Below are 19,485 nucleotides of genomic sequence, written 5' to 3'. Positions count from 1 at the left end.
GTCGGCGAAAACGCGGTAGCGCCGCTCGGCATGGAGCTGGTCGATCGCGTCTTCGAAGAACCGCTGGTAGTTCATGTCGGCTTCCCAATTTTGCGCCGGATCATAGTCACGGGCCTATGTTACGTCCACCGCGCCGCACCGGTCAAAATGCCACGCCCCGCGCCTGTTCCTAACGACGCCGGATCATGGCCTATTCCCGGGGATTTGAACCAGCTTTGTTTCGGTACGATGCCTCGGGCAGGCGGAACTGTTACAGACTTAACACTAAAATGGGAGGCTAATGGGCTTACGGCGGGGTTTCCAGCACGGCGGCTGTTGAGACAGTTTCCGATAAATCTTGATCAGCGAGGTAAGCGATGACGGTTTTGGTGACGGGCGGTGCCGGCTATATCGGCAGCCACATGGTCTGGGAGCTTTTGGACGCCGGCGAAAGCGTCGTCGTGCTCGACAGGCTTTCCACCGGCTTCGAATGGGCGGTGGCGCCGGAGGCGAAGCTCGTCGTCGGCGACGTCGCCGATCGCGATCTGGTCGGCCGGATCATCCGGGAAAACAAGGTCGACGCCATCATCCATTTCGCCGGCTCGATCGTGGTGCCGGAATCCGTCGCCGATCCGCTCGGCTATTACGAGAACAACACCTGCAAGACGCGCGCGCTCATCGAAACCACCGTGCGCGAGGGCGTGCCGCATTTCATCTTCTCGTCCACCGCAGCCGTCTATGGCGGCGCCGGGCTGGAGCCGGTGCGCGAGGATGCCCGGCTGGCGCCGGAATCGCCTTACGGCCTCTCCAAGCTGATGAGCGAGTGGATGCTGCGCGATGCCGCGATTGCGCACGACATCCGCTACACGGCGCTGCGCTATTTCAATGTCGCCGGCGCCGATCCCAAGGGCCGCACCGGACAGTCGACGCCCGGCGCCACGCATCTGATCAAGGTCGCCTGCGAGACGGCGCTCGGCAAGCGGCCATTCATGCAGGTCTTCGGCAAGGACTATCCGACACCGGACGGCACCTGCATCCGCGACTACATCCATGTCAGCGATCTGGCGGCGGCGCACCGGTTGGCACTGCAGCGGCTGCGCGATGGCGGGGAGAGCCTCGTCGCCAATTGCGGCTACAGCCACGGCTATTCGGTGCTGGAAGTGATCGACAGCGTGCGCCGCGCCTTCGGCCATGATTTCGACGTTCGCATGGGTGCGCGACGGCCGGGCGACGCCGCCGCCGTGGTCGCCAATTCCGACCTTGCCCGCAAGGAGTTCGGCTGGACGCCGCAGCGCGACGATCTCGACCAGATCGTCAAGGATGCGCTGGCCTGGGAACGCATCCTGACGACCAAGAACTCCGTTCGAAACTAAGCAGTTCAGGAAAGTGTGTAGCGGTTGGGTTCGGCGACTTCGCCGCAGCCTTCGTCCCGGAATTGCGTAATGAGACTGACCTGTTGGGCCAAGGGCTCGTCCGGCGAGTTTAGACGCGGTATTGAGGCTCATGCGGTGGTGTGCCGAAGGCGCACTGTTGGAATGAGCCTTGAGGGACGGCATGAAGGTCTTGGTGCTCGGCGCCGGCGTGATTGGCACGGCGGCCGCCTACTATCTGGCTAAAGACGGTCATGAGGTGACGGTGATCGAGCGCCATGAGGCAGCGGCGCGCGGCACCAGCCAGTCGAACGCCGGCCTGGTCTCGCCGGGCGACGCCACCGCCTGGGCCTCGCCGGCGGCGCTCAAGACCTTTCTGCGCGCGCTCTGGAACCATGACCTCGGCATCAAGGTCCGGCTGCGCCTCGATCCGTATTTCTATGCCTGGAGCCTGCGCTTCCTGCGCGAGTGCACCGTAGCGCGCCTGCGCGCCAACACCGACGTCAAGCTGAAGCTCGCGCTCTATTCGCGCGACTGCATCAATGCGCTCTCGGAGGCGACCGGCATCCATTACGACGAACGCAAGAAAGGCATCCTCTACTTCTTCCGCTCGCAGAAAAGCTTCGACACCGGCACCGACAATTACCGCTACCTCGGCGAGCGCGGCCTGCCGATCGAGATCGTCGGCCGCGACCGCTTGGCCGAGCTGGAGCCGGGCCTTGCCGGCGTGAAGGACAAGATCGCCGGCGGCATCTATTCTCCAATCGACCAGACCGGCGATTCCAAGCAATTCGTCGACAAGCTCGCCGCCTATGCGGCCGAGAAGCTCGGCGTCAGGTTCCTGTTCGGCACGACAATCGAGGGCCTCGACATCGAGGGCGACCGGGTGCGAGCCGTGATGACCTCGGCCGGACCGGTTGCGGGCGACGCCGTCGTCATCTCGATGGGAGCCGAAAGCGGCCTGTTCGGCCGCCGCTACGGCATCGACCTGCCCGTCTACCCGGTGAAGGGCTACACCGTGACCGTCCCGCTCGAGGACGAGAGCAAGGGCCCGACCATGGGCGGCGCCGACGAGGACCGGCTGATCGGCTATTCGAGGCTGGGCAACCGGCTGCGGATGTCCTCGACGGCGGAATTCATAGGCTTCGATCGCAGCTTCAAGCCGCGTGATTTCAGAACCATCCTGGAAACCGGCAAGGACCTGTTCCCGGGCGCCTTCGACGAGAAGAAGGCGCTGCTTTGGGCAGGCCTGAGGCCGATGATGCCGAGTTCCGTGCCCATCTTCGGTCAGGCGAAATACCGCAACCTCTATCTCGACACCGGCCACGGCCATCTCGGCTGGACCATGGCTTGCGGCTCGGGAAAATTCCTGTCCGACCTCGTCGCCGGCCGCAAGCCGGAGATCGATCCGCAAGGGTTGCTTTACGCGACATCGGGCTGAGACGATCGGTGCGCAAGTTGCCACTGGCCTATGTCGGCGCTGGTCGGCGCGACCTGTCAAGTTGTGGCAAATACCATGGCGGGGATCACGTCCCGATGACCCGCTGCCACGCTCGCGCGTAATCATGCCAAGCCGGATCTGCGGGTGGCTCGGTCCGCTCGCCTTTGCTCATGGCGGTAGCGCCGTCTGACGCCGGCAGTGCCGCGCCGATGCTCGTTCCTGTTGACGTTTCCGACGCGATGACAGCCCGTCCCGTTGCCGCCGCCAGCATGCGGATGAAAAGCGGGTTCCGCGCAAAGGGCCCTTCGACCGTCGTCCGCCCGTCGCCGCCAACCAACTCCAGGCAGGTCGCGGTCATCAGCGCCAGATAGAACGAGATGGCGGCGAAGCGCTGGCCGGGTGGCAAGCCCTCGGCGTTGACCCATTGCGCGGCACGGTGAGGGAATGGCCCGGACCCCTCCTGGGTTGATGGCAGCAGCAAGGCCTGGCGTGCCAGCACGGCGGCAATATCGGCCTCGGTCCAGTCCTGCGCCTGGCCCTCGGTCAGCAGCGAAAACTCGCGTCCACCCATGAAGCGCGCCGACGGCACGGGATCGCCGAGCGCATTGACATTGACCAGCGTGTCGCGCTCCGCATCGAGCTCGACCTTCTTGCCGCCGACCGCCATCGAGACCACCCATGTGCCGGTCGAGACGACGGAGAAGGGCGGCCGATCGGACAGCAGATGCGGCAGGAGCGAGGCGTTGGAATCGTGCAGGCCGCAGAAGACGGGAGTCGCAGGGTCGAGCCCTGTCAGTCGGGCAATCGCCGGCAGGATCGATCCGAGCCTGTCCTTCGCCCGACGCACGGGCGCCATCAGCGGACGCCAGCCCATCCTGTCGACCAGCGAGGAATAGTCGGACGTCCAGGGGTTCCACAGATCGGTGTGGCAGCCCAGCGATGTCACTTCGTTGGCGGCGACGCCGGTCAGCCGCAGCGCCCAATATTGCGGATACATGAGGATCGCGGCGGACTTGGCGAATTCCACTGGAAAGCGCTTTTGCTGCCAGAAGAATTGCGCGCCGAGATTAAGGCCGATGGGCAACCGCGGCGTGCCTGTTTCGGCGAAGGGAGCGCGTACGGCGTCGTAGTCGGCCGCAAGCTGGTCGGGGCCGTCGAACTCATAGTCGAGCACCGGCAGCACCAGTTCGCCGGCGGCGTCGACCAGCGCCCCGGTCGCGCCATGCGTGGTGATCGAGATCGCATCGATCCGCCGCTCGCGGTTGATATCGGCGAGGCTGTTCAGGATGAACGTCCACAGCGCCTCGACATCGTGATGGGGGTAGGGCGCCTGCCAAACGGGCGCGTTCGCGGTGCGGCGCAGCGCGATCTCGCTCGGCGTCGTGAGCTCGACCAGCGCCACCTTGGCGTTGGTCTTGCCCATATCGATGACGGCGACGTGGCGGATCATGCCATATGGAACATGGTTTCCAGCGGCACCGCCACCGGCTCATTGTCGGGTTTGGTTTCCATGAGGTCGGCCATATGCGCCCACCAGCGCTGCATCACAGGATGTTTCGGCAGGTCGGCCATGCCGTGATCGTCGCGTCGCCACAGCACGCCGAAGAGGATGCTGGTCTCCTCGTCGAGATAGATCGAATAGTCGGAGACGCCGGCATCTCTCAGCAGCTCCGCCAGCTCAGGCCAGATCTCGTCATGGCGGCGCTTGTACTCGGCCTTCATGCCGGGATTGAGCTTCATCTTGAAGGCGTGTTTCTCCATCAGGCGAAACGTCCTTCGCGCAGCCGCCGCCAGACGATCGGCAGCGCAATGACGATGATCAGCAGCAGGCCGATGAAGATCGACATGACGATGCCGGGCACGTTGAGCAGGCCGAGGCCGAAGGTCACCAGCCCCATGATGAAGGCGGCAAGAACCACGCCGAGGATGCTGCCGGCGCCGCCGAGGATCGACACACCTCCCAGCACCACCATGGTGATGGCCTCCAGCTCATAGCCCTGCGCAATCGACGGCCTTGTCGAGCCGAGCCGCGACGTGATCAGCACCGAGGCGATGCCCGACATCAGCCCGGTGAGGCAAAACAGGATGAATTTGATGCGGTCGACGCGCACACCGGAGAACTGGCAGGCGACCGGATTGTTGCCAATGGCAAAGACGCGGCGGCCGAAGCTCGTGCGATGCAGCACGAACCAGTAGACCAGCGCCGCGAAAAGGAACAACGCCAGCTCGAACGAGAAGACCCACCAGACATAACCCTGGCCGAAGAAGGCGAAACTCTCCGGATATCCCTTATAGGCCTGGTCGCCGAGGATGATGAAGGCGATGCCGCGAAACAGGCTCATCGTGCCGATGGTGACGACGATGGAAGGCAGGCCGAGCCTGGTGACGAGCAATCCGTTGAAGGCGCCGCAGCCGAGCCCGACGGCGATGCCGATCGCGACCAGCACCGGCGTGCCGGCGCCCGCCTGCGCCGCCATGCCCATCATCGTCGAAGCGAGCGCGACAATCGCGGCAACCGACAGGTCGATCTCGCCCGAGATGATCAGCAGCGCCATTGCAAGCGCAATCAGGCCCTTTTCGGTGAAGTTGAAGGTCAGATCCGAGAGCGACCACGGGTCGAGGAAATAGGGCGAGGCGAAGCTGTTCACCGCGAAGATGAGGATCGCGATGACTACAAGCAGTGCCTCCCAGGAAAAGATCGCCGAAGAAAGCGGCTTGTCGAGCCGGTCGGGGATATGGCGCGGGGCAGGGGTGTCGGTCATGCCGCTTCCGCCTTTCTGAGGATGATGCGACCCTGCCGGCGCTCGCCGCGCGCGTTGAGCACCACGGCCAGGATGATGGCGCTGCCCGAGATCGCCATCTGCCAGAAGGGCGAGATGTTGATGACCGGCAGCGCGTTGGAGATGATGCCGAGGAAAAGCGCGCCGAGCACCGCGCCGCCGACCGAGCCAATGCCGCCGGCGATCGAGATGCCGCCGATGACGCAGGCGGCGATGATGTTGAGCTCGTAGCCGTTGGCGACTTCGACCGAGGCGATCACGTAGCGCGAGATCCATAAGTACCCGGCTAGCCCGCCGATCATGCCGGAAATGCAAAAGACGATGAACTTGGTGCGGCCGACATCGATGCCGGCATAGACCGAGGCGGTCGGGTTGACGCCGATGGCATAGATCGAGCGGCCGATCTGCGTGCGCGTCATCGCCAGAAAGAACAGCGCAATGACGAGAAGCGCGATCCACGACAGGACCGGCAGGCCGAGGAAGGCGGCGCGCTGGAAGTTGATGAAGTCGGGGCTCATCTGGTCGGCATTGACCCAGGCGCCGCCGGAGACGACGAAGGTGGCGCCGCGATAGATGGTGAGCGTGCCGAGCGTGACCACGATGGACGGGATATTCAGCCGCCACACCAGGAAGCCGTTGATGGCGCCGAGTAGGAGGCCGACAAGCAGTGCGATGACGATCAGCACCGGGATCGGGATCGCCGGATGGGCAGCGTTGAGCATCGCCACCACCATGCCGGTGAAGCAGAGGTTGGACGCCATCGACAGATCGATCGAGCGCGTCAGGATCACCACCATCTGGCCGAGCGCCAGGATCATCAGGATCGAGGTGTCGTTGAACACCTGGCGCAGATTGGCCGGATCGGCAAAACCGGGGAAGCGGGTCGAGATCAGCCCGATCAACAGGACGATGCCGGCGAGCAGCCAGATCTCGCGATATTTGAGAAAATTCTTCATGCCGCGATCCCCGCTGCGGTCCTGACCAGCGTCTCGGCGTCGAGGCCTTTGTTGTCGTAGGTGGCCGCGATACGGCCTTCACGCATGACCACGACCCGGTCGGACATGCCGAGGATTTCCGGCAGTTCCGAGGAGACCATGATCACCGATAGCCCCTGCGCCACGAGCTCGGCCATGAAGCCGTGCACAGCGGCTTTGGAGCCGATGTCGATGCCCTTGGTCGGCTCGTCGAGGATGATGACCTTCGGCGTCGTCGCCAGCCATTTGGCGATGACCACCTTCTGCTGGTTGCCGCCGGAAAGGGTGCCGACATCCTGGCTGAGCGACGAGGCGCGCAGGTCCAGCCGCTCGGTGTAGGAGCGGGCAAGTGAGAATTCTTCCGCCAGCTTGAGCACACCGGATTTCGAGGTGCGCGCAAGCGAAGGCAGCGATACGTTCTGAAAGATCGGCAGGCCGATGACGACACCCTGCTTGCCGCGCTCTTCCGGCACATAGACGATGCCGGCCTCGATCGAATCCGCCGCCGATTTCGGCGCGATTGAGTTGCCGTCCAGCGAGATCGTGCCGCGGCTGGTGCGCGTAATGCCGGCGATCGCCTGCATCACCTCGCTGCGGCCGGCACCGACGAGGCCATAGAAGCCGAGGATTTCGCCCTTGCGCAATTCGAAGCCGATATCGTCGAACTCGGTCGGGTGCGACAGGCCGGAGACCGACAGCACCGGCGCGCCGATCTTCGGCTCGCGCTGCGGAAAGATGTGGTCGACGTTGCGGCCGACCATCATACGCACGATCTCGTTCTGGCCGGTGTCCTTGAGCAGGCCTTCGCCTACCATCTCGCCGTCGCGGAAGACGGTGTAGCGGTCGGCGATGCGGTAGATCTCGTCGAACTTGTGGCTGATGAAGAGCACCGCCTTGCCTTCGCTCTTCAGGAATTCGATCAAGAGGAAAAGCTCCTCGATCTCCTTCATCGAAAGTGCGGCGGTCGGCTCGTCCATGATGACGATGCGCGCGTCGATGGACATGGCGCGTGCCACAGCCACCAGATGCTTGTTGGCGATGCCAAGGTCCTTTAGCCGAGCATCGGCGTCGATCTGGCCGGCGCGCATCGTCTCCAGCACCTCGCGCGCATTTTTGCGCATGGTGCGCCAGTCGATGGTGCCGAAGCGGGTGCGCGGCGCATGGCCGAGGAAGATGTTTTCGGCGACCGAAAGGTCGTCGAACAGCACCGTCTCCTGATGGATGGCGGTGATGCCGTGGCCGAAGGCGGCATGCGCGCTGGGCAGCGTCGTGGCCTGGCCGTCGATGCTGATTTCGCCGGCGTCGGGCTGGTAGATGCCGGTCATGATCTTGACCAGCGTCGACTTGCCGGCGCCGTTCTCGCCGATCAGCGCCGTCACCTGTCCGGGATAGAGCGACAGGCTGACATTGTGCAGCGCCCGAACGCCCGGAAAACTCTTGGAGATGCCTAAGAGCGTCAGGCGCGGGGCCAATTTGTCCTCGCCCTCGCGGGGAGGGTCGCGAACAACGTGAGCGGGATGGGGGTTGTCTAGCATATCAAGTTAAGGTCCTGGTGCATGGAAGCGTCGTCACCCCCGCCCCGTCTCGCCAGTTTTGCTTCGCGACACCGCCTCGCCGACCCTCCCCACAAGGGGGAGGGTGCAAGCTCCTCAGATCAATAGATCTTTGAGAACTTCTCGATGTTGGTCTTGTCGAACTGGAAGGGCGGAGCCATCGCAGCCGAGTTGGTGTCGTCGAGCGTCACCTTGCCGACGCGGCCGATCGACAGCGTGGCGCCGGGCTTGGCCTCTTCTTTCTTCACCGCCAGGTCATGCGCGAGATAGATCGCCGAGTAGCCGAGGTCGATCGGGTTCCACAGCGCGACCGCCTGGCTGGCGCCGTTGTCGATGAACTTCTTGAACTCCGACGGCAGCGCGAGGCCGGTGACGTTGACCTTGCCGATCAGGTTCTCGTCGGTGACGACCTGCGCGGCGGCAACGACGCCGACGGTGGTCGGCGCGATGATCGCCTTGAGGTTCGGATAGGATTTCAACAGGCCCTTGGCTTCGTCGGTGCTCTTGGCGGAGTCGTCGTCGCCATAGACGGTGGCGACCAGCTTGATCTTCGGGAACTTCTCCGGCAGCACCTTCTTGGCCGCTTCGATCCAGGCATTCTGGTTGGTCGCGGTCGAGGATGCCGAGAGGATGGCGACATCGCCGCCTTCCGGCAGGTAGTCGGCGGCGAGCTTGATGATGGTCTCGCCGATCAAATTGGTGTCGGACGGGTTGAGGTGGAGCTGGCGGCCTTCCTTGGCGACGCCGGAGTCCCACGAGATCACGGTGATGCCGCGATCCATCGCCTTCTTCAGCACCGGCACCAGCGCATCGGCGTCATTGGCCGAGACGGCGATGGCATTGACCTTCTGCGCGATCAGCGAGTTGATCACCTCGATCTGTGCCTCCGCCGTCGCTTTGGTCGGACCGGTATAGATCACGTCGACGTCGCCCAGTTCCTTGGCCGCTTCCTCGGCGCCCTTGTTGGCGGCGTCGAAGAAGCCGTTGCCGAGCGACTTCACGACCAGCGCGATCTTGACGTTCTCGGCATAGGCGCCATTCACGAACATGGCGGCGGAAAAGGCCGCCGTGACCAGCAGTTTCTTCAAAAAGCTCATTCGAATATCCTCCCTTGAGCGTTGCATTCCATCGCCGCTGCGGGCGCGAGTTGTCCTCAGGCCTGCAGTGAAGATTCCTCCTTGTCGCTTGACTGTTTGCGGGCGACGATCAGCGCCACACCCGCGGTTTCCAGCATCTTGGCTTCGCGGTCGTCGATGCCGTCGTCTGTGATCACGGTCGTGATGCGCGACAGCCCGCACAGGATCAGGCTGGAGCGCATGCGGAATTTCGAGGAATCGACCAGCACCACCAGCTCGTCGGCCTGGTCGATCAGTTTCTGCTCCGCCTGGATCAGCAGCGGGTCGCCTTCCATCAAGCCCAGCGGGCCTAACCCTTGAGCGCCCATGAACATGCGCCGCGCATAGAAATTGCGCGTCACGTCATTGTCGAAAGGCGACAGGATGATGTTCTGCTCGCGATAGATCGTGCCGCCCGACAGCATCACCATGTTCTTCGAGTGCTTGAGCAGATGCTCGGCGATCGGGAACGAGTTGGTGAAGATCGGCATGCGGCGGCCGGTCAGGAAATGCACCATCTGGAAGGTCGTGGTGCCGCCATTGATGATGATTGGCTCGCCGTCCTTGCAAAGGTTCACCGCTTCCCGCGCGATCGCCCGCTTCTGCGCGGCGTTCAGCGTTTCGTTGACCGAGAAGGGCCGGCCGGCAAGGCCGATGACTTGCGGCGGTGAGATCGCCTCGGCGCCGCCGCGCACCCGGCGCAGGCGCTTTTGCACATGCAGCGCCGCGATATCGCGCCGGATCGTCGCCTCGGAGGAGTCCGTCAGGTCGACCATTTCCTGCACCGTCACCACAGGCTTTTCCTGGACGGCGGACAGAATGATCCTGTGGCGCTCTTTTTCGTGCATGGTTCCTCCCTGCCTGGCTATCAGGCACCAGAAAACGCGCAGTGTCAATCATTTCCGATCACATATTTTCATTGTGCAGTGCAATATGATCGATCTTGATCGTTTATGATTGACAAAAGGTCCTGTTGCGTAGACATTCCAACCAAATTGGACTGCGCATTTTTTAGCGTCCCAAGGGAGGATACCTATGCTCGACAAGCGCTCCGGCTCGCGCCTCGCCAATCTGTGGGACGACGCAAAGGCTGAAGGGATGAGCGGTCCCGAGCTTCTGGTCTATCGCTCGAACACGCTGGGTTCAGACAAGCGCGTCACCAATTATGGCGGCGGCAACACCTCGTCCAAGGTCTGGCAGAAAGACCCGCTGACCGGTGAGGACGTCGAGGTGCTGTGGGTCAAGGGCTCGGGCGGCGACAGCGCTTCGATCAAGCTCGACGGGTTTGCGACCCTCTACATGGACAAGCTGCGCGCGCTGAAGAGCCTCTATCGCGGCGTCGACCACGAGGATGAGATGGTGGGCTATCTGCCCCACTGCACCTTCAACCTCAATCCGCGCGCGGCCTCCATCGACACGCCGCTGCATGCCTTCGTGCCGAAGGCTTGCGTCGACCACATGCATCCCGATGCCATTATCGCGATTGCCGCGGCGAAGGACTCCAGAGCAATCACGAAAGAGGTGTTTGGCGAGGCCATCGGCTGGCTGCCCTGGAAGCGGCCGGGCTTCGAGCTTGGGCTGTGGCTGGAGAAATTCTGCCGCGAGAACCCCGACGCCAAGGGCGTGGTTCTCGGAAGCCACGGCCTGTTCACCTGGGGCGACACGCCGAAGGAATGCTACGAAACGACGATTTCGGTGATCAATCAGGCGATCGACTGGTTCGAGCGCAAATCCGACGGCAAGGCGATCTTCGGCGGCGAGGTGGTGAAGGCGCTCGACGCGCCGGCACGGCGTGCCATTGCCGCGAAACTCATGCCGAGAATCCGCGGCCTGATCTCGGAAAAGAGCCATAAGCTCGGCCATTTCGACGACCAGCCGGCAGTGCTCGAATTCGTCAATTCGAAAGACCTGCGCCCGCTGGCGGCGCTGGGCACGTCCTGTCCGGACCATTTCCTGCGCACCAAGATCCGGCCACTGGTAATCGAGTTCGATCCGGCAAGGCCGGATGTCGATGCCGTCATCGCGCGCCTCGCCGACGACATTGCAGCCTATAGCGTCGGCTACCAGGCCTACTACGACAGTTGCAAACATCCGGACTCGCCCGCCATCCGCGATCCGAACGCGGTCGTCTATCTGATGCCGGGCGTCGGCATGTTCACTTTCGCCGGCGACAAGGCGACGGCGCGCATCTCCGGCGAGTTCTACGTCAACGCCATCAACGTCATGCGCGGCGCCTCGATGGTCTCGTCCTATGTCGGCCTGCCGGCTCAGGAGGCCTTCGACATCGAATACTGGCAGTTGGAAGAAGCCAAGCTCCAGCGCCTGCCGAAGCCGAAGGCGCTGGCGGGACAGATCGCGCTGGTCACCGGCGGCGCCGGCGGCATTGGCCGCGCCACGGCCAACCGGCTGCTGCGCGAAGGCGCCTGCGTCGTGCTGGCCGATATCGATGAGGCCGCGCTTGCCGGCGCTCACGAAGAGCTGTCGAAGGCCTACGGCAAAGACTTCGTCCGTCCGGTGCGGATCGACGTGACCTCGGAAGATCAGGTCACTTCGGGCTTTGCCGAAACCTCGGTCGAATTCGGCGGCATCGACATTCTGGTTTCCAATGCCGGCCTGGCCTCCTCGGCGCCGATCGAGGAAACGACGCTGGCGTTGTGGAACAAGAATATGGACATCCTGTCGACCGGCTATTTCCTCGTTTCGCGCGAGGCTTTCCGGCTGTTCCGCGCGCAGAAGATCGGCGGCAATGTCGTCTTCGTCGCCTCCAAGAACGGCCTTGCCGCTTCGCCCAACGCCGCCGCTTACTGCACGGCCAAGGCGGCCGAGATCCATCTCGCGCGCTGTCTCGCGCTTGAGGGTGCGGAGGCGCAGATCAGGGTCAACGTCGTCAATCCGGACGCCGTGCTGCGCGGCTCCAAGATCTGGACCGGCGAGTGGAAGGAACAGCGCGCCGCCGCCTACAAGATGTCGACCGACGATCTCGAGGAGCATTACCGGTCGCGTTCGATGCTGAAACGCTCGGTATTTCCGGAAGATATCGCCGAAGCGATCTACTTCTTCGCTTCCGACATGTCGGCCAAGTCGACCGGCAACATCGTCAATGTCGACGCCGGCAACGCGCAGAGCTTTACGCGGTAAATTGTCAGAGCCAGCGCTGCCCCTCACCCTTACCCTCTCCCCGTAAGAACGGGGAGAGGGGGCGCCAGCGCTGGAACGCGTCCCTTCTCCCCGTGACTATACGGGGAGAAGGTGCCGGTAGGCGGATGAGGGGCAGCGCAGACGAATTGGGAGGAAAAAATGTCCGAACAGATCATCTCAGCCGACCTCGTCGCCAACCACAACTCAGCTCGCCAACCCGCCCTCGAACGCGACTACGCCTCGCTCGGCGAGCGCCTCGACCGGCGCGGCATTGCCATCGACGCCATCCGCGACAAGGTGGAAAAATTCGGCGTCGCGATCCCGTCCTGGGGCGTCGGCACCGGCGGCACGCGTTTTGCCCGTTTTCCCGGCGCCGGCGAGCCGCGCGACATCTTCGACAAGATCGAGGATTGCGCCGTCATCAGCCAGCTGACGCAAGCGACGCCTACCGTCTCGCTGCATATCCCGTGGGACAAGGCCGATCCGAATCGGCTGAAGCAGGCGGCGGCGCGTTTCGGGCTCGGGTTCGATGCGATGAACTCCAACACCTTTTCCGACGCGAAGGACCAGAAGCTCTCCTACAAATTCGGCTCGCTGTCGCACGCCGATGCCGGCACGCGCCGCCAGGCGGTCGAGCACAATCTCGAATGCATCGAGATCGGCAGGACGCTTGGGTCGAAGGCGCTGACGGTATGGATCGGCGACGGCTCGAACTTCCCCGGCCAGGTCAGTTTCGCCAAGGCCTTCGAGCGCTATCTCGACGCCATGCGGCAAATCTACGCCGGCCTGCCGGACGACTGGCGGCTGTTTACCGAGCACAAGATGTACGAGCCGGCCTTCTATTCGACCGTCGTGCAGGACTGGGGCACGAACTACATCATCGCCAAGGAGCTCGGCGACAAGGCCTTCTGCCTCGTCGACCTCGGCCACCACGCGCCCAACGTCAACATCGAGATGATCGTGTCGCGGCTGATTCAATTCGGCAAGCTCGGCGGCTTCCACTTCAACGATTCCAAATATGGCGACGACGATCTCGACGCCGGTTCGATCGATCCTTACCGGCTGTTTTTGGTCTTCAACGAGCTGGTCGATGCAGAGCTTTCGGGTGCCAAGGGCTTCCATCCCGCGCATATGCTCGACCAGAGCCATAACGTCACCGATCCGATCGAAAGCCTGATGCTGTCCGCGGTCGAGGTGCAGCGCGCCTATGCGCAGGCGCTGCTGGTCGACCGCAAGGCGCTGGACGGTTTTCAGGAAGCGAACGACGCGCTGATGGCGACGCAGACGCTGAAGACCGCCTACCGCACCGATGTCGAGCCGATCCTCGCCATGGCGCGGCTGAGAACCGGCGGCGCCATTGATCCGGTCGCCGCCTATCGCGAGGCCGGCTACCGGGCGAAGGTCGCGGCGGAGCGGCCGGGCGTCGCCGGCGGTGGCGGCGGGATCGTCTGACACCCTGATCCGGCCGCTTCGCGGCCGCCTTTCTCCCAAGGCAGAAGAGGTTGGCGTCGGCGCTGACGAGCTCCTTCCCCCGCGGGAAGAGGTCGGACTGCCCCGAATCGCCCTTCGCAATTCGGGGCAGGTGAGGGGCTCTGCCCAATGCTACTCCAATTGTTATTGGACTAACGCGCTCCAACGGTCTTTCCTGGGTGTCCCCCCGCCTTGGAGACCCACCATGCATCTCACCCGCCGGACGCTGATCGCCGTCAGCTTTGCGCTCACTGTTGCCTTCACACCATCGGCCGCCGTTTTTGCGGCTTCGCCGGCTCCCGCCAAGGGCGAGCACGGCATGGTGGTGACCGCCCAGCATCTCGCCACCGAAGTCGGCGTCGACGTGCTGAAGAAGGGCGGAAACGCCGTCGATGCGGCGGTCGCCGTCGGCTATGCGCTGGCCGTCGTCTATCCGAATGCGGGCAATATCGGCGGCGGCGGTTTCATGACCATCCGCTTGAAGGACGGCCGTTCGACCTTCATCGATTTCCGCGAGCGCGCGCCCCTTGCGGCGACCAAGACGATGTATCTCGATAAGGAGGGCAAGCCGATCAAAGGTGCCAGCCTCGACGGTTATCTCGCCGTCGGCGTGCCTGGTTCGGTGGCCGGCTTCGAGATGGCGCGCGAGAGATACGGGACCTTGTCCAGACAGGATCTCATGGCCCCGGCGATCGCCTATGCCAAGGACGGCTTCGTCCTCAACCAGGGCGACGCGGCCTCCTTCGCCGGCGGCGCCGACCGGCTGGCCAAGGATCCGGCAGCGGCCGCTATTTTTCTGAAAAAAGACGGGAAGCCCTATGGCATCGGCGAGAAGCTAGTTCAGTCGGACCTTGCGGCCTCGCTCTCGGCGATCTCCGAGAAAGGCCCCGATGCCTTCTACAAGGGGCCGATTGCCGACGCGATCGTCAAGGCGAGCGGCGCCAAGGGCGGCATCCTCGCCAAAGGCGATTTCGAGCAGTACGCGGTGCGCGAGCTGAAGCCGGTGACCTGTTCCTATCGCGGCTACGAGATCATCTCCTCGCCGCCGCCGAGTTCGGGCGGCGTCATCATCTGCGAAATCCTCAATGTGCTCGAAGGCTATCCGCTGTCCTATCTCGGAGCCGGCTCGGCTGAGACCGTCCACGTCATGGTCGAGGCCATGCGTCATGCCTATGTCGACCGCAATTCGGCGCTCGGCGATCCGGATTTCGTCGACAATCCGGTCTCGAAACTGCTCGACAAGGGCTATGCCAAGGACATCCGCGACAAGATCGATCCGTTCCGCGCCGGCGTCTCGAAGGACCTGATGCCCAAGGGTTTCGGCGAGTCGAAGGAAACCACCCATTATTCTATCATCGACAGGGATGGCAACGCGGTAGCCGTCACCTATACGCTCAATGGTTCCTTCGGCGCCGGCGTCGTCGCCGACGGCACCGGGATCCTGCTCAACAACGAAATGGACGATTTCACCCAGAAGCCCGGCGTGCCCAACCTCTACGGACTGGTCCAAGGCGAGGCCAACGCGATCCAGCCGAAGAAGACGCCGCTGTCCTCGATGAGCCCGACCGTCGTTGTGAAGGACGGCAAGCCGTTCATGGTCATCGGCAGCCCGGGTGGCTCGCGCATCATCACCATCACGCTGGAGGCAATCGTCAACGTCATCGACCACGGCATGAACATTCAGGAGGCGATCGACGCTCCGCGCATCCACCATCAATGGCTGCCCGACACCGTCTATGTCGAGCCTTTCGGGCTTTCTCCCGACACCGAAAGGCTGCTTGCCGGCATGGGCTATCATCTCGATCTCAGCGACCAGACCTGGGGCCAGGCGGCCGGCATCCTGGTCGGCGGCAAGAGCCTGGCGGAGATCGAGAAAGGCGGCGGCGCCCGCTACAACGGAGCCATCGACAGCCGCGCCGCTTCCGGCGAGGCGCTGGGCTACTGACTACACGACAAGGGTGATGGTTGAGGCAATCAGCAGCACCGCGGCAATGCCGACGAACAGCGCATAAATGCGCGGCCGGTCAATCAGCAGCGCGTTGCCCGAAATCCAGGCCGAAGTGGCGCCGCCCAACGCAAACAGGAAGCCGTTGCGGTGGCCGAAGGTCATCGACGCGGCCATCAGGCCGCCGATGATCAGCGCGCCGAACACGATGATGACGGCAACGGCATATTTCTCGAAATCATTGCCGCTGCCCATCGCCGGTCCCATGGCGTTGAGATTCGGCAGATCGTCGGGATCAAAGGGGCTGGCCGAGCCGTATTCGTCTTGACCGAGGGATTCGCGCATCATTCGTTCTCCGCTGAGCGGCAACAAACCATCAACGCTTGCCAAGTGCAACCGGCAAGGCCACCGCCATCATGCGTTCGCCAACCGGCTGGTGCCAACGTGCCACGGTTTCCTGGATAGCCTCAACGCCGGGGGCTTCGATCGGGTTCCACAAGCTTGATCTCTCTGGAAAAATCGCTGCGCACGATGCCGTGCCGCTGCAGCTTGTCGTAGAAGGTCTTGCGCGGAATGCCGAGCGCCTCGATCGTACGCCGGACATCGCCGCCATTGCGGCCAAGTGTCTCGCGGATGATCTCGGCCTCGTAGCGCTCCAGCCGTTCCGGCAAGGGCATCGAGACGTCCAAATCTGTCGGCTGAGCGGCGGGGCTGCTGCCGATCTCTTCCAGACCGAGCACGAAGCGCTCGGCAAAATGGGCGAGCTCGCGGACATTGCCGGGCCAGTCGTGTTCGCGCAGATGGCGCTGGACGGCGGCCGGCGCCGCGGGCACCTGGCGATGAAAGCGGGCAGCGGCGCGCTCGGCGAAATACCCGAACAGCAACGGCACGTCGTCCCGGCGCTCGCGCAATGGCGGGATCGAAAGCGTCACCACATTCAGCCGATAATAGAGGTCTTCGCGGAAATTGCCGCGCTGGCCGGGATCGCCGAGATCGATCTTGGCGGCGGCAACGACGCGCAGGTCGACCGGCCGGATTTCGTTGGTGCCGAGTGGCGTCACCTCGCGCATTTCGAGCACGCGCAGCATCTGCACCTGAGTGGAGGGCGGCATGCTTTCGATCTCATCGAGGAACAGCGTGCCGCCGCTCGAATGCTCGATGCGGCCGACGCGCTTCTTCTGCGCGCCCGTGAAGGCACCGGCCTCATGGCCAAACAATTCGCTTTCGATCACCGTCTCCGGCAACGTGCCGCAATTGAGCGCGACGAAATTGCCCTTGGCGCGGCGGCTCCAGCGATGCAGCAGGCTCGCCACCACCTCCTTGCCCGAGCCTGTCTCGCCGGTCACCAGCACATCGACATCGGTGTCGGCGATCTGTCTCAGCGTGCGGCGCAGCCGCTCCATAGCCGGTGTCTGGCCGATCAGCGGAAGGCCTTCCTGCGCCTGCTCGGCCGCTTCGCGCAAGGCGCGGTTCTCCATAACAAGACGGCGCTTTTCCGCGGCGCGCCATACACTTTGCGCCAGCCGGTCGGCCGCGAAGGGCTTGGTGATGAAGTCATAGGCGCCGTCCTTGATCGCCTTTACCGCCATGGCGATATCGCCGTGCCCGGTGACGAGGATGACGGGGATATCCGGGTCAAGGTCGACCACGAGGTCGAAAAGCTGCAGGCCGTCCATTTCGGGCATGCGGATGTCTGACACCAAGACGCCGGCAAAGCCGGCATCGAGGCCGGCGAGTGCCTCGCTTGCCGAGGAAAAGGCAGACACGGCAAAACCGGCAAGTTCGAGCGTCTGCTTCGTCGCCTTGAGCAGGTCACTATCGTCATCGATCAGGATGACCGGATTGCCGTCTGTCATCTCGGGCCAGCCTTCGAGAGATGGATGGTGAAGCGGGTGCCGCTCCCGCTGCTTGTCACCTCGATACGCCCGCCATAGTCGGCGACGATGTCCTTCGAGATGACGAGCCCGAGCCCCAAGCCCTTTTCCTTCGAGGTATTGAAAGGCGTGAACAGCGATTTCAGGATCGCCGGCGGAATGCCCGGTCCGTTATCGGACACGATCAGCGCGACGCCGTCGGCGGTTTCCGCGGCGGACACTTCGACCCGAGCACCGTCACGCCCCTCGAGCGCTTCCAACGCGTTCTGGAACAGGTTGATCAGCACCTGCTCCAACCGCAGCCGGTTCCCCATCACTTTCAGCGTCGCCGGCGGCAGCGTGATCGCCAGCGCGTCCAATCGGCCGGCAAAGCGGCTCCTGAGCAGCACCACTGCGCCTTCGATGACGCTGCGCAACTCGACCGGCTCGGCGGCGGTGCGACCCTTGCGGGCGAAAGCTTTCAGCTCCTCGGTGATGGAGCCGATGCGTTCGGTCAGCGCTGCGATGGCGCCGAGATTTTCCTCCGCCGGCGCCGTCTGCTTGCGTTCCAGGAAAACGCGCGCATTGTCGGCATAGGCGCGGATGGTCGCCACCGGCTGGTTGATCTCATGCGCGACGCCCGCGGCAACCTGGCCGAGCGTCGCCAGGCGGTTGGCCTGCACCAGCTCCTGCTGCATGACCTGCAGCTTGGCTTCGGTGCTGCGGTGGTCGGCGATCTCGGCCTGCAGCCGGTCGCGCGCGAGGCTGAGGTCCTGCGTGCGCTCGACGACGCGCCGTTCGAGTTCGGCGCGCGCCGCCTGCTCGGCAGCGATCCGCATCTGCGCGGACTGCCGGCGCCACAACAGATAAGCGGCCAAAGCGAGCAGCGGGACAAGGACGCCGAGGGCCAACAAACGCATTTCGCGCTGCGCCGCCGCGATCGGCGCTTCCGCCGGCACGAGATAGTCGAGGCGCCATGGCGTCGACGGCACGGCGGTGGATAGCCGCAGATACTCCGCGTCGCTGCCGCCGGGCGTGATGGCGTGCACCAGTGCGACATCGAGGCTCAGCGGTTGCGGTCTCGTGATGGGCAACGGCACCAGCGGAGCCTCGCCGAACTGCTGGCTGGCGCGGATGTCGGCCGCGACTGGAGCGGCCAGCGGCGCCGTCGTCATGAAGCGCCAGGAGGGCACGCTGGTGATCAGCACCACCCCATGCTCGTCGCTGACATAGGCCGGGCGGTTCGCCTCGTGCCAGTCGGCTTCGAGCTGGTCGAACTCCATCTTGACCACGACGACGCCGAGCGGGGCCGCCGCACTCCCGACACGGCGCGAAATGTAGAGGCCCGGGCGCTTGCTGACATTGCCGAGCGCGAAATACTCGGCCGTGCCGGATTGCATGGCGCCCGAGAAATAGGCGCGAAAACCGTAGTCATTGCCGACAAAGCTAACCGGCTCGCGCCAGTTGCTGGAAGCGATGGCCAGCCCGTCCGGGCCGGTGACGTAAAGCACCGAGGCCTTGGTGCCCGAAACCAGCCCTTCGAGCTTGCGGTTCAGCACGTCGATCGAGGCGGGGCTGCGCTCAGCGAGCGCGTCATGCACCTGCTGGTCTTCGGACAGAAGCAGCGGCAGCGCGCGCGGGTTTTCGAGCACCGCACGCAGCAGCGCCACCTTGAGATTGGCGTCGGTCCGCCCTTGCGCCGACAGCGCCTCGATCTCGGTCGAGCGTCCGTAGAGGCCGGCGCCATAGAGCGCTGCAAAGACGATGAGAAGCGCCACCGTCGCAAACAGCAGCCAGGCGCGCCGCGCCCGCCCGGCGAGCAGTTCGGGCGTCGAAGCGAGGGCAGCGGCGGGGCGTTGCAGCATCG

At 63.9% G+C, this 19,485-nt stretch carries 15 protein-coding genes; 5 read left to right on the top strand and 10 right to left on the bottom strand.

The window, feature by feature from the left end; genetic code table 11:
- Positions 1–356 precede the first annotated feature (356 nt).
- Together galE and P9254_RS25975 are read left to right on the top strand one after the other, a co-directional pair.
- Positions 357–1,352 carry a UDP-glucose 4-epimerase GalE gene (gene galE, locus P9254_RS25980; protein ID WP_278055619.1) on the top strand — a complete coding sequence of 332 codons (996 nt, stop codon included), beginning with the start codon at positions 357–359 and terminating at the stop codon, positions 1,350–1,352.
- Between the two features lie 181 nt (positions 1,353–1,533).
- The gene (locus tag P9254_RS25975) at positions 1,534–2,790 is read left to right on the top strand and encodes a D-amino acid dehydrogenase (protein ID WP_095826051.1); all 1,257 of its coding nucleotides are present in this window, start codon (positions 1,534–1,536) and stop codon (positions 2,788–2,790) included.
- Between the two features lie 85 nt (positions 2,791–2,875).
- Here P9254_RS25975 and P9254_RS25970 read toward each other — a convergent pair whose 3' ends face one another.
- The 7 genes from P9254_RS25970 to P9254_RS25940 form a co-directional block, all read right to left on the bottom strand.
- Complete coding sequence (locus P9254_RS25970) at positions 2,876–4,240, bottom strand: FGGY-family carbohydrate kinase (RefSeq protein ID WP_278055616.1); 1,365 nt, start codon at positions 4,238–4,240, stop codon at positions 2,876–2,878.
- On the bottom strand, positions 4,237–4,551 hold the full coding sequence (gene rhaM, locus P9254_RS25965; RefSeq protein WP_067322795.1) for an L-rhamnose mutarotase: 315 nt from the start codon (positions 4,549–4,551) through the stop codon (positions 4,237–4,239). The genes P9254_RS25970 and rhaM overlap by 4 nt, the downstream gene beginning before the upstream one ends.
- Positions 4,551–5,552: an ABC transporter permease gene (locus tag P9254_RS25960; protein ID WP_095799395.1), complete on the bottom strand. Its 1,002-nt coding sequence runs from the start codon at positions 5,550–5,552 to the stop codon at positions 4,551–4,553. The genes rhaM and P9254_RS25960 overlap by 1 nt, the downstream gene beginning before the upstream one ends.
- Complete coding sequence (locus P9254_RS25955) at positions 5,549–6,526, bottom strand: ABC transporter permease (RefSeq protein ID WP_067322800.1); 978 nt, start codon at positions 6,524–6,526, stop codon at positions 5,549–5,551. The genes P9254_RS25960 and P9254_RS25955 overlap by 4 nt, the downstream gene beginning before the upstream one ends.
- Positions 6,523–8,079: a sugar ABC transporter ATP-binding protein gene (locus P9254_RS25950; RefSeq protein WP_278055613.1), complete on the bottom strand. Its 1,557-nt coding sequence runs from the start codon at positions 8,077–8,079 to the stop codon at positions 6,523–6,525. Before P9254_RS25950 ends, P9254_RS25955 begins: the two co-directional genes overlap by 4 nt.
- A gap of 119 nt (positions 8,080–8,198) precedes the next feature.
- A complete protein-coding gene (gene rhaS, locus P9254_RS25945; RefSeq protein ID WP_095782942.1) occupies positions 8,199–9,194 on the bottom strand; it encodes a rhamnose ABC transporter substrate-binding protein in 996 nt (331 codons plus the stop codon).
- 56 nt (positions 9,195–9,250) lie between these two features.
- On the bottom strand, positions 9,251–10,060 hold the full coding sequence (locus P9254_RS25940; protein WP_066993950.1) for a DeoR/GlpR family DNA-binding transcription regulator: 810 nt from the start codon (positions 10,058–10,060) through the stop codon (positions 9,251–9,253).
- Positions 10,061–10,247: 187 nt separating this feature from the next.
- Here P9254_RS25940 and P9254_RS25935 point away from each other — a divergent pair, with 187 nt between their 5' ends.
- From P9254_RS25935 to ggt, 3 genes are all read left to right on the top strand, one after another.
- Positions 10,248–12,350: a bifunctional rhamnulose-1-phosphate aldolase/short-chain dehydrogenase gene (locus tag P9254_RS25935; protein WP_278055610.1), complete on the top strand. Its 2,103-nt coding sequence runs from the start codon at positions 10,248–10,250 to the stop codon at positions 12,348–12,350.
- Between the two features lie 159 nt (positions 12,351–12,509).
- On the top strand, positions 12,510–13,802 hold the full coding sequence (gene rhaI, locus P9254_RS25930) for an L-rhamnose catabolism isomerase (RefSeq protein WP_127243344.1): 1,293 nt from the start codon (positions 12,510–12,512) through the stop codon (positions 13,800–13,802).
- A gap of 223 nt (positions 13,803–14,025) precedes the next feature.
- Positions 14,026–15,765, top strand: coding sequence for a gamma-glutamyltransferase (ggt, locus tag P9254_RS25925; RefSeq protein ID WP_127248465.1), 1,740 nt, complete (start codon positions 14,026–14,028; stop codon positions 15,763–15,765).
- Here ggt and P9254_RS25920 read toward each other — a convergent pair whose 3' ends face one another.
- From P9254_RS25920 to P9254_RS25910, 3 genes are all read right to left on the bottom strand, one after another.
- Positions 15,766–16,113, bottom strand: a complete 348-nt coding sequence (locus P9254_RS25920; RefSeq protein ID WP_164746884.1) for a hypothetical protein — start codon at positions 16,111–16,113, stop codon at positions 15,766–15,768. It abuts the gene before it with no gap.
- A 119-nt stretch (positions 16,114–16,232) separates the two neighbouring features.
- A complete protein-coding gene (locus P9254_RS25915) occupies positions 16,233–17,621 on the bottom strand; it encodes a sigma-54-dependent transcriptional regulator (RefSeq protein ID WP_067322825.1) in 1,389 nt (462 codons plus the stop codon).
- Complete coding sequence (locus tag P9254_RS25910) at positions 17,618–19,483, bottom strand: sensor histidine kinase (RefSeq protein WP_278055605.1); 1,866 nt, start codon at positions 19,481–19,483, stop codon at positions 17,618–17,620. Before P9254_RS25910 ends, P9254_RS25915 begins: the two co-directional genes overlap by 4 nt.
- Positions 19,484–19,485: the final 2 nt, after the last annotated feature.

Source organism: Mesorhizobium sp. WSM4983, assembly GCF_029625765.1.
Classification (GTDB): domain Bacteria; phylum Pseudomonadota; class Alphaproteobacteria; order Rhizobiales; family Rhizobiaceae; genus Mesorhizobium.
Note: the sequence above shows the minus strand (reverse complement) of the source record. Positions and strands in the feature narration are given on the sequence as shown.

What these genes read in the sequence shown, in the direction of transcription:
- P9254_RS25920 (WP_164746884.1), bottom strand. Translation starts at nt 16,113, where the DNA reads ATGATGCGCGAATCCCTCGGTCAAGACGAATACGGCTCGGCCAGCCCC.
- rhaS (WP_095782942.1), bottom strand. Translation starts at nt 9,194, where the DNA reads ATGAGCTTTTTGAAGAAACTGCTGGTCACGGCGGCCTTTTCCGCCGCC.
- P9254_RS25975 (WP_095826051.1), top strand. Translation starts at nt 1,534, where the DNA reads ATGAAGGTCTTGGTGCTCGGCGCCGGCGTGATTGGCACGGCGGCCGCC.
- P9254_RS25940 (WP_066993950.1), bottom strand. Translation starts at nt 10,060, where the DNA reads ATGCACGAAAAAGAGCGCCACAGGATCATTCTGTCCGCCGTCCAGGAA.
- P9254_RS25935 (WP_278055610.1), top strand. Translation starts at nt 10,248, where the DNA reads ATGCTCGACAAGCGCTCCGGCTCGCGCCTCGCCAATCTGTGGGACGAC.
- P9254_RS25960 (WP_095799395.1), bottom strand. Translation starts at nt 5,552, where the DNA reads ATGACCGACACCCCTGCCCCGCGCCATATCCCCGACCGGCTCGACAAG.
- rhaI (WP_127243344.1), top strand. Translation starts at nt 12,510, where the DNA reads ATGTCCGAACAGATCATCTCAGCCGACCTCGTCGCCAACCACAACTCA.
- rhaM (WP_067322795.1), bottom strand. Translation starts at nt 4,551, where the DNA reads ATGGAGAAACACGCCTTCAAGATGAAGCTCAATCCCGGCATGAAGGCC.
- galE (WP_278055619.1), top strand. Translation starts at nt 357, where the DNA reads ATGACGGTTTTGGTGACGGGCGGTGCCGGCTATATCGGCAGCCACATG.
- ggt (WP_127248465.1), top strand. Translation starts at nt 14,026, where the DNA reads ATGCATCTCACCCGCCGGACGCTGATCGCCGTCAGCTTTGCGCTCACT.
- P9254_RS25915 (WP_067322825.1), bottom strand. Translation starts at nt 17,621, where the DNA reads ATGACAGACGGCAATCCGGTCATCCTGATCGATGACGATAGTGACCTG.
- P9254_RS25955 (WP_067322800.1), bottom strand. Translation starts at nt 6,526, where the DNA reads ATGAAGAATTTTCTCAAATATCGCGAGATCTGGCTGCTCGCCGGCATC.
- P9254_RS25950 (WP_278055613.1), bottom strand. Translation starts at nt 8,079, where the DNA reads ATGCTAGACAACCCCCATCCCGCTCACGTTGTTCGCGACCCTCCCCGC.
- P9254_RS25970 (WP_278055616.1), bottom strand. Translation starts at nt 4,240, where the DNA reads ATGATCCGCCACGTCGCCGTCATCGATATGGGCAAGACCAACGCCAAG.
- P9254_RS25910 (WP_278055605.1), bottom strand. Translation starts at nt 19,483, where the DNA reads ATGCTGCAACGCCCCGCCGCTGCCCTCGCTTCGACGCCCGAACTGCTC.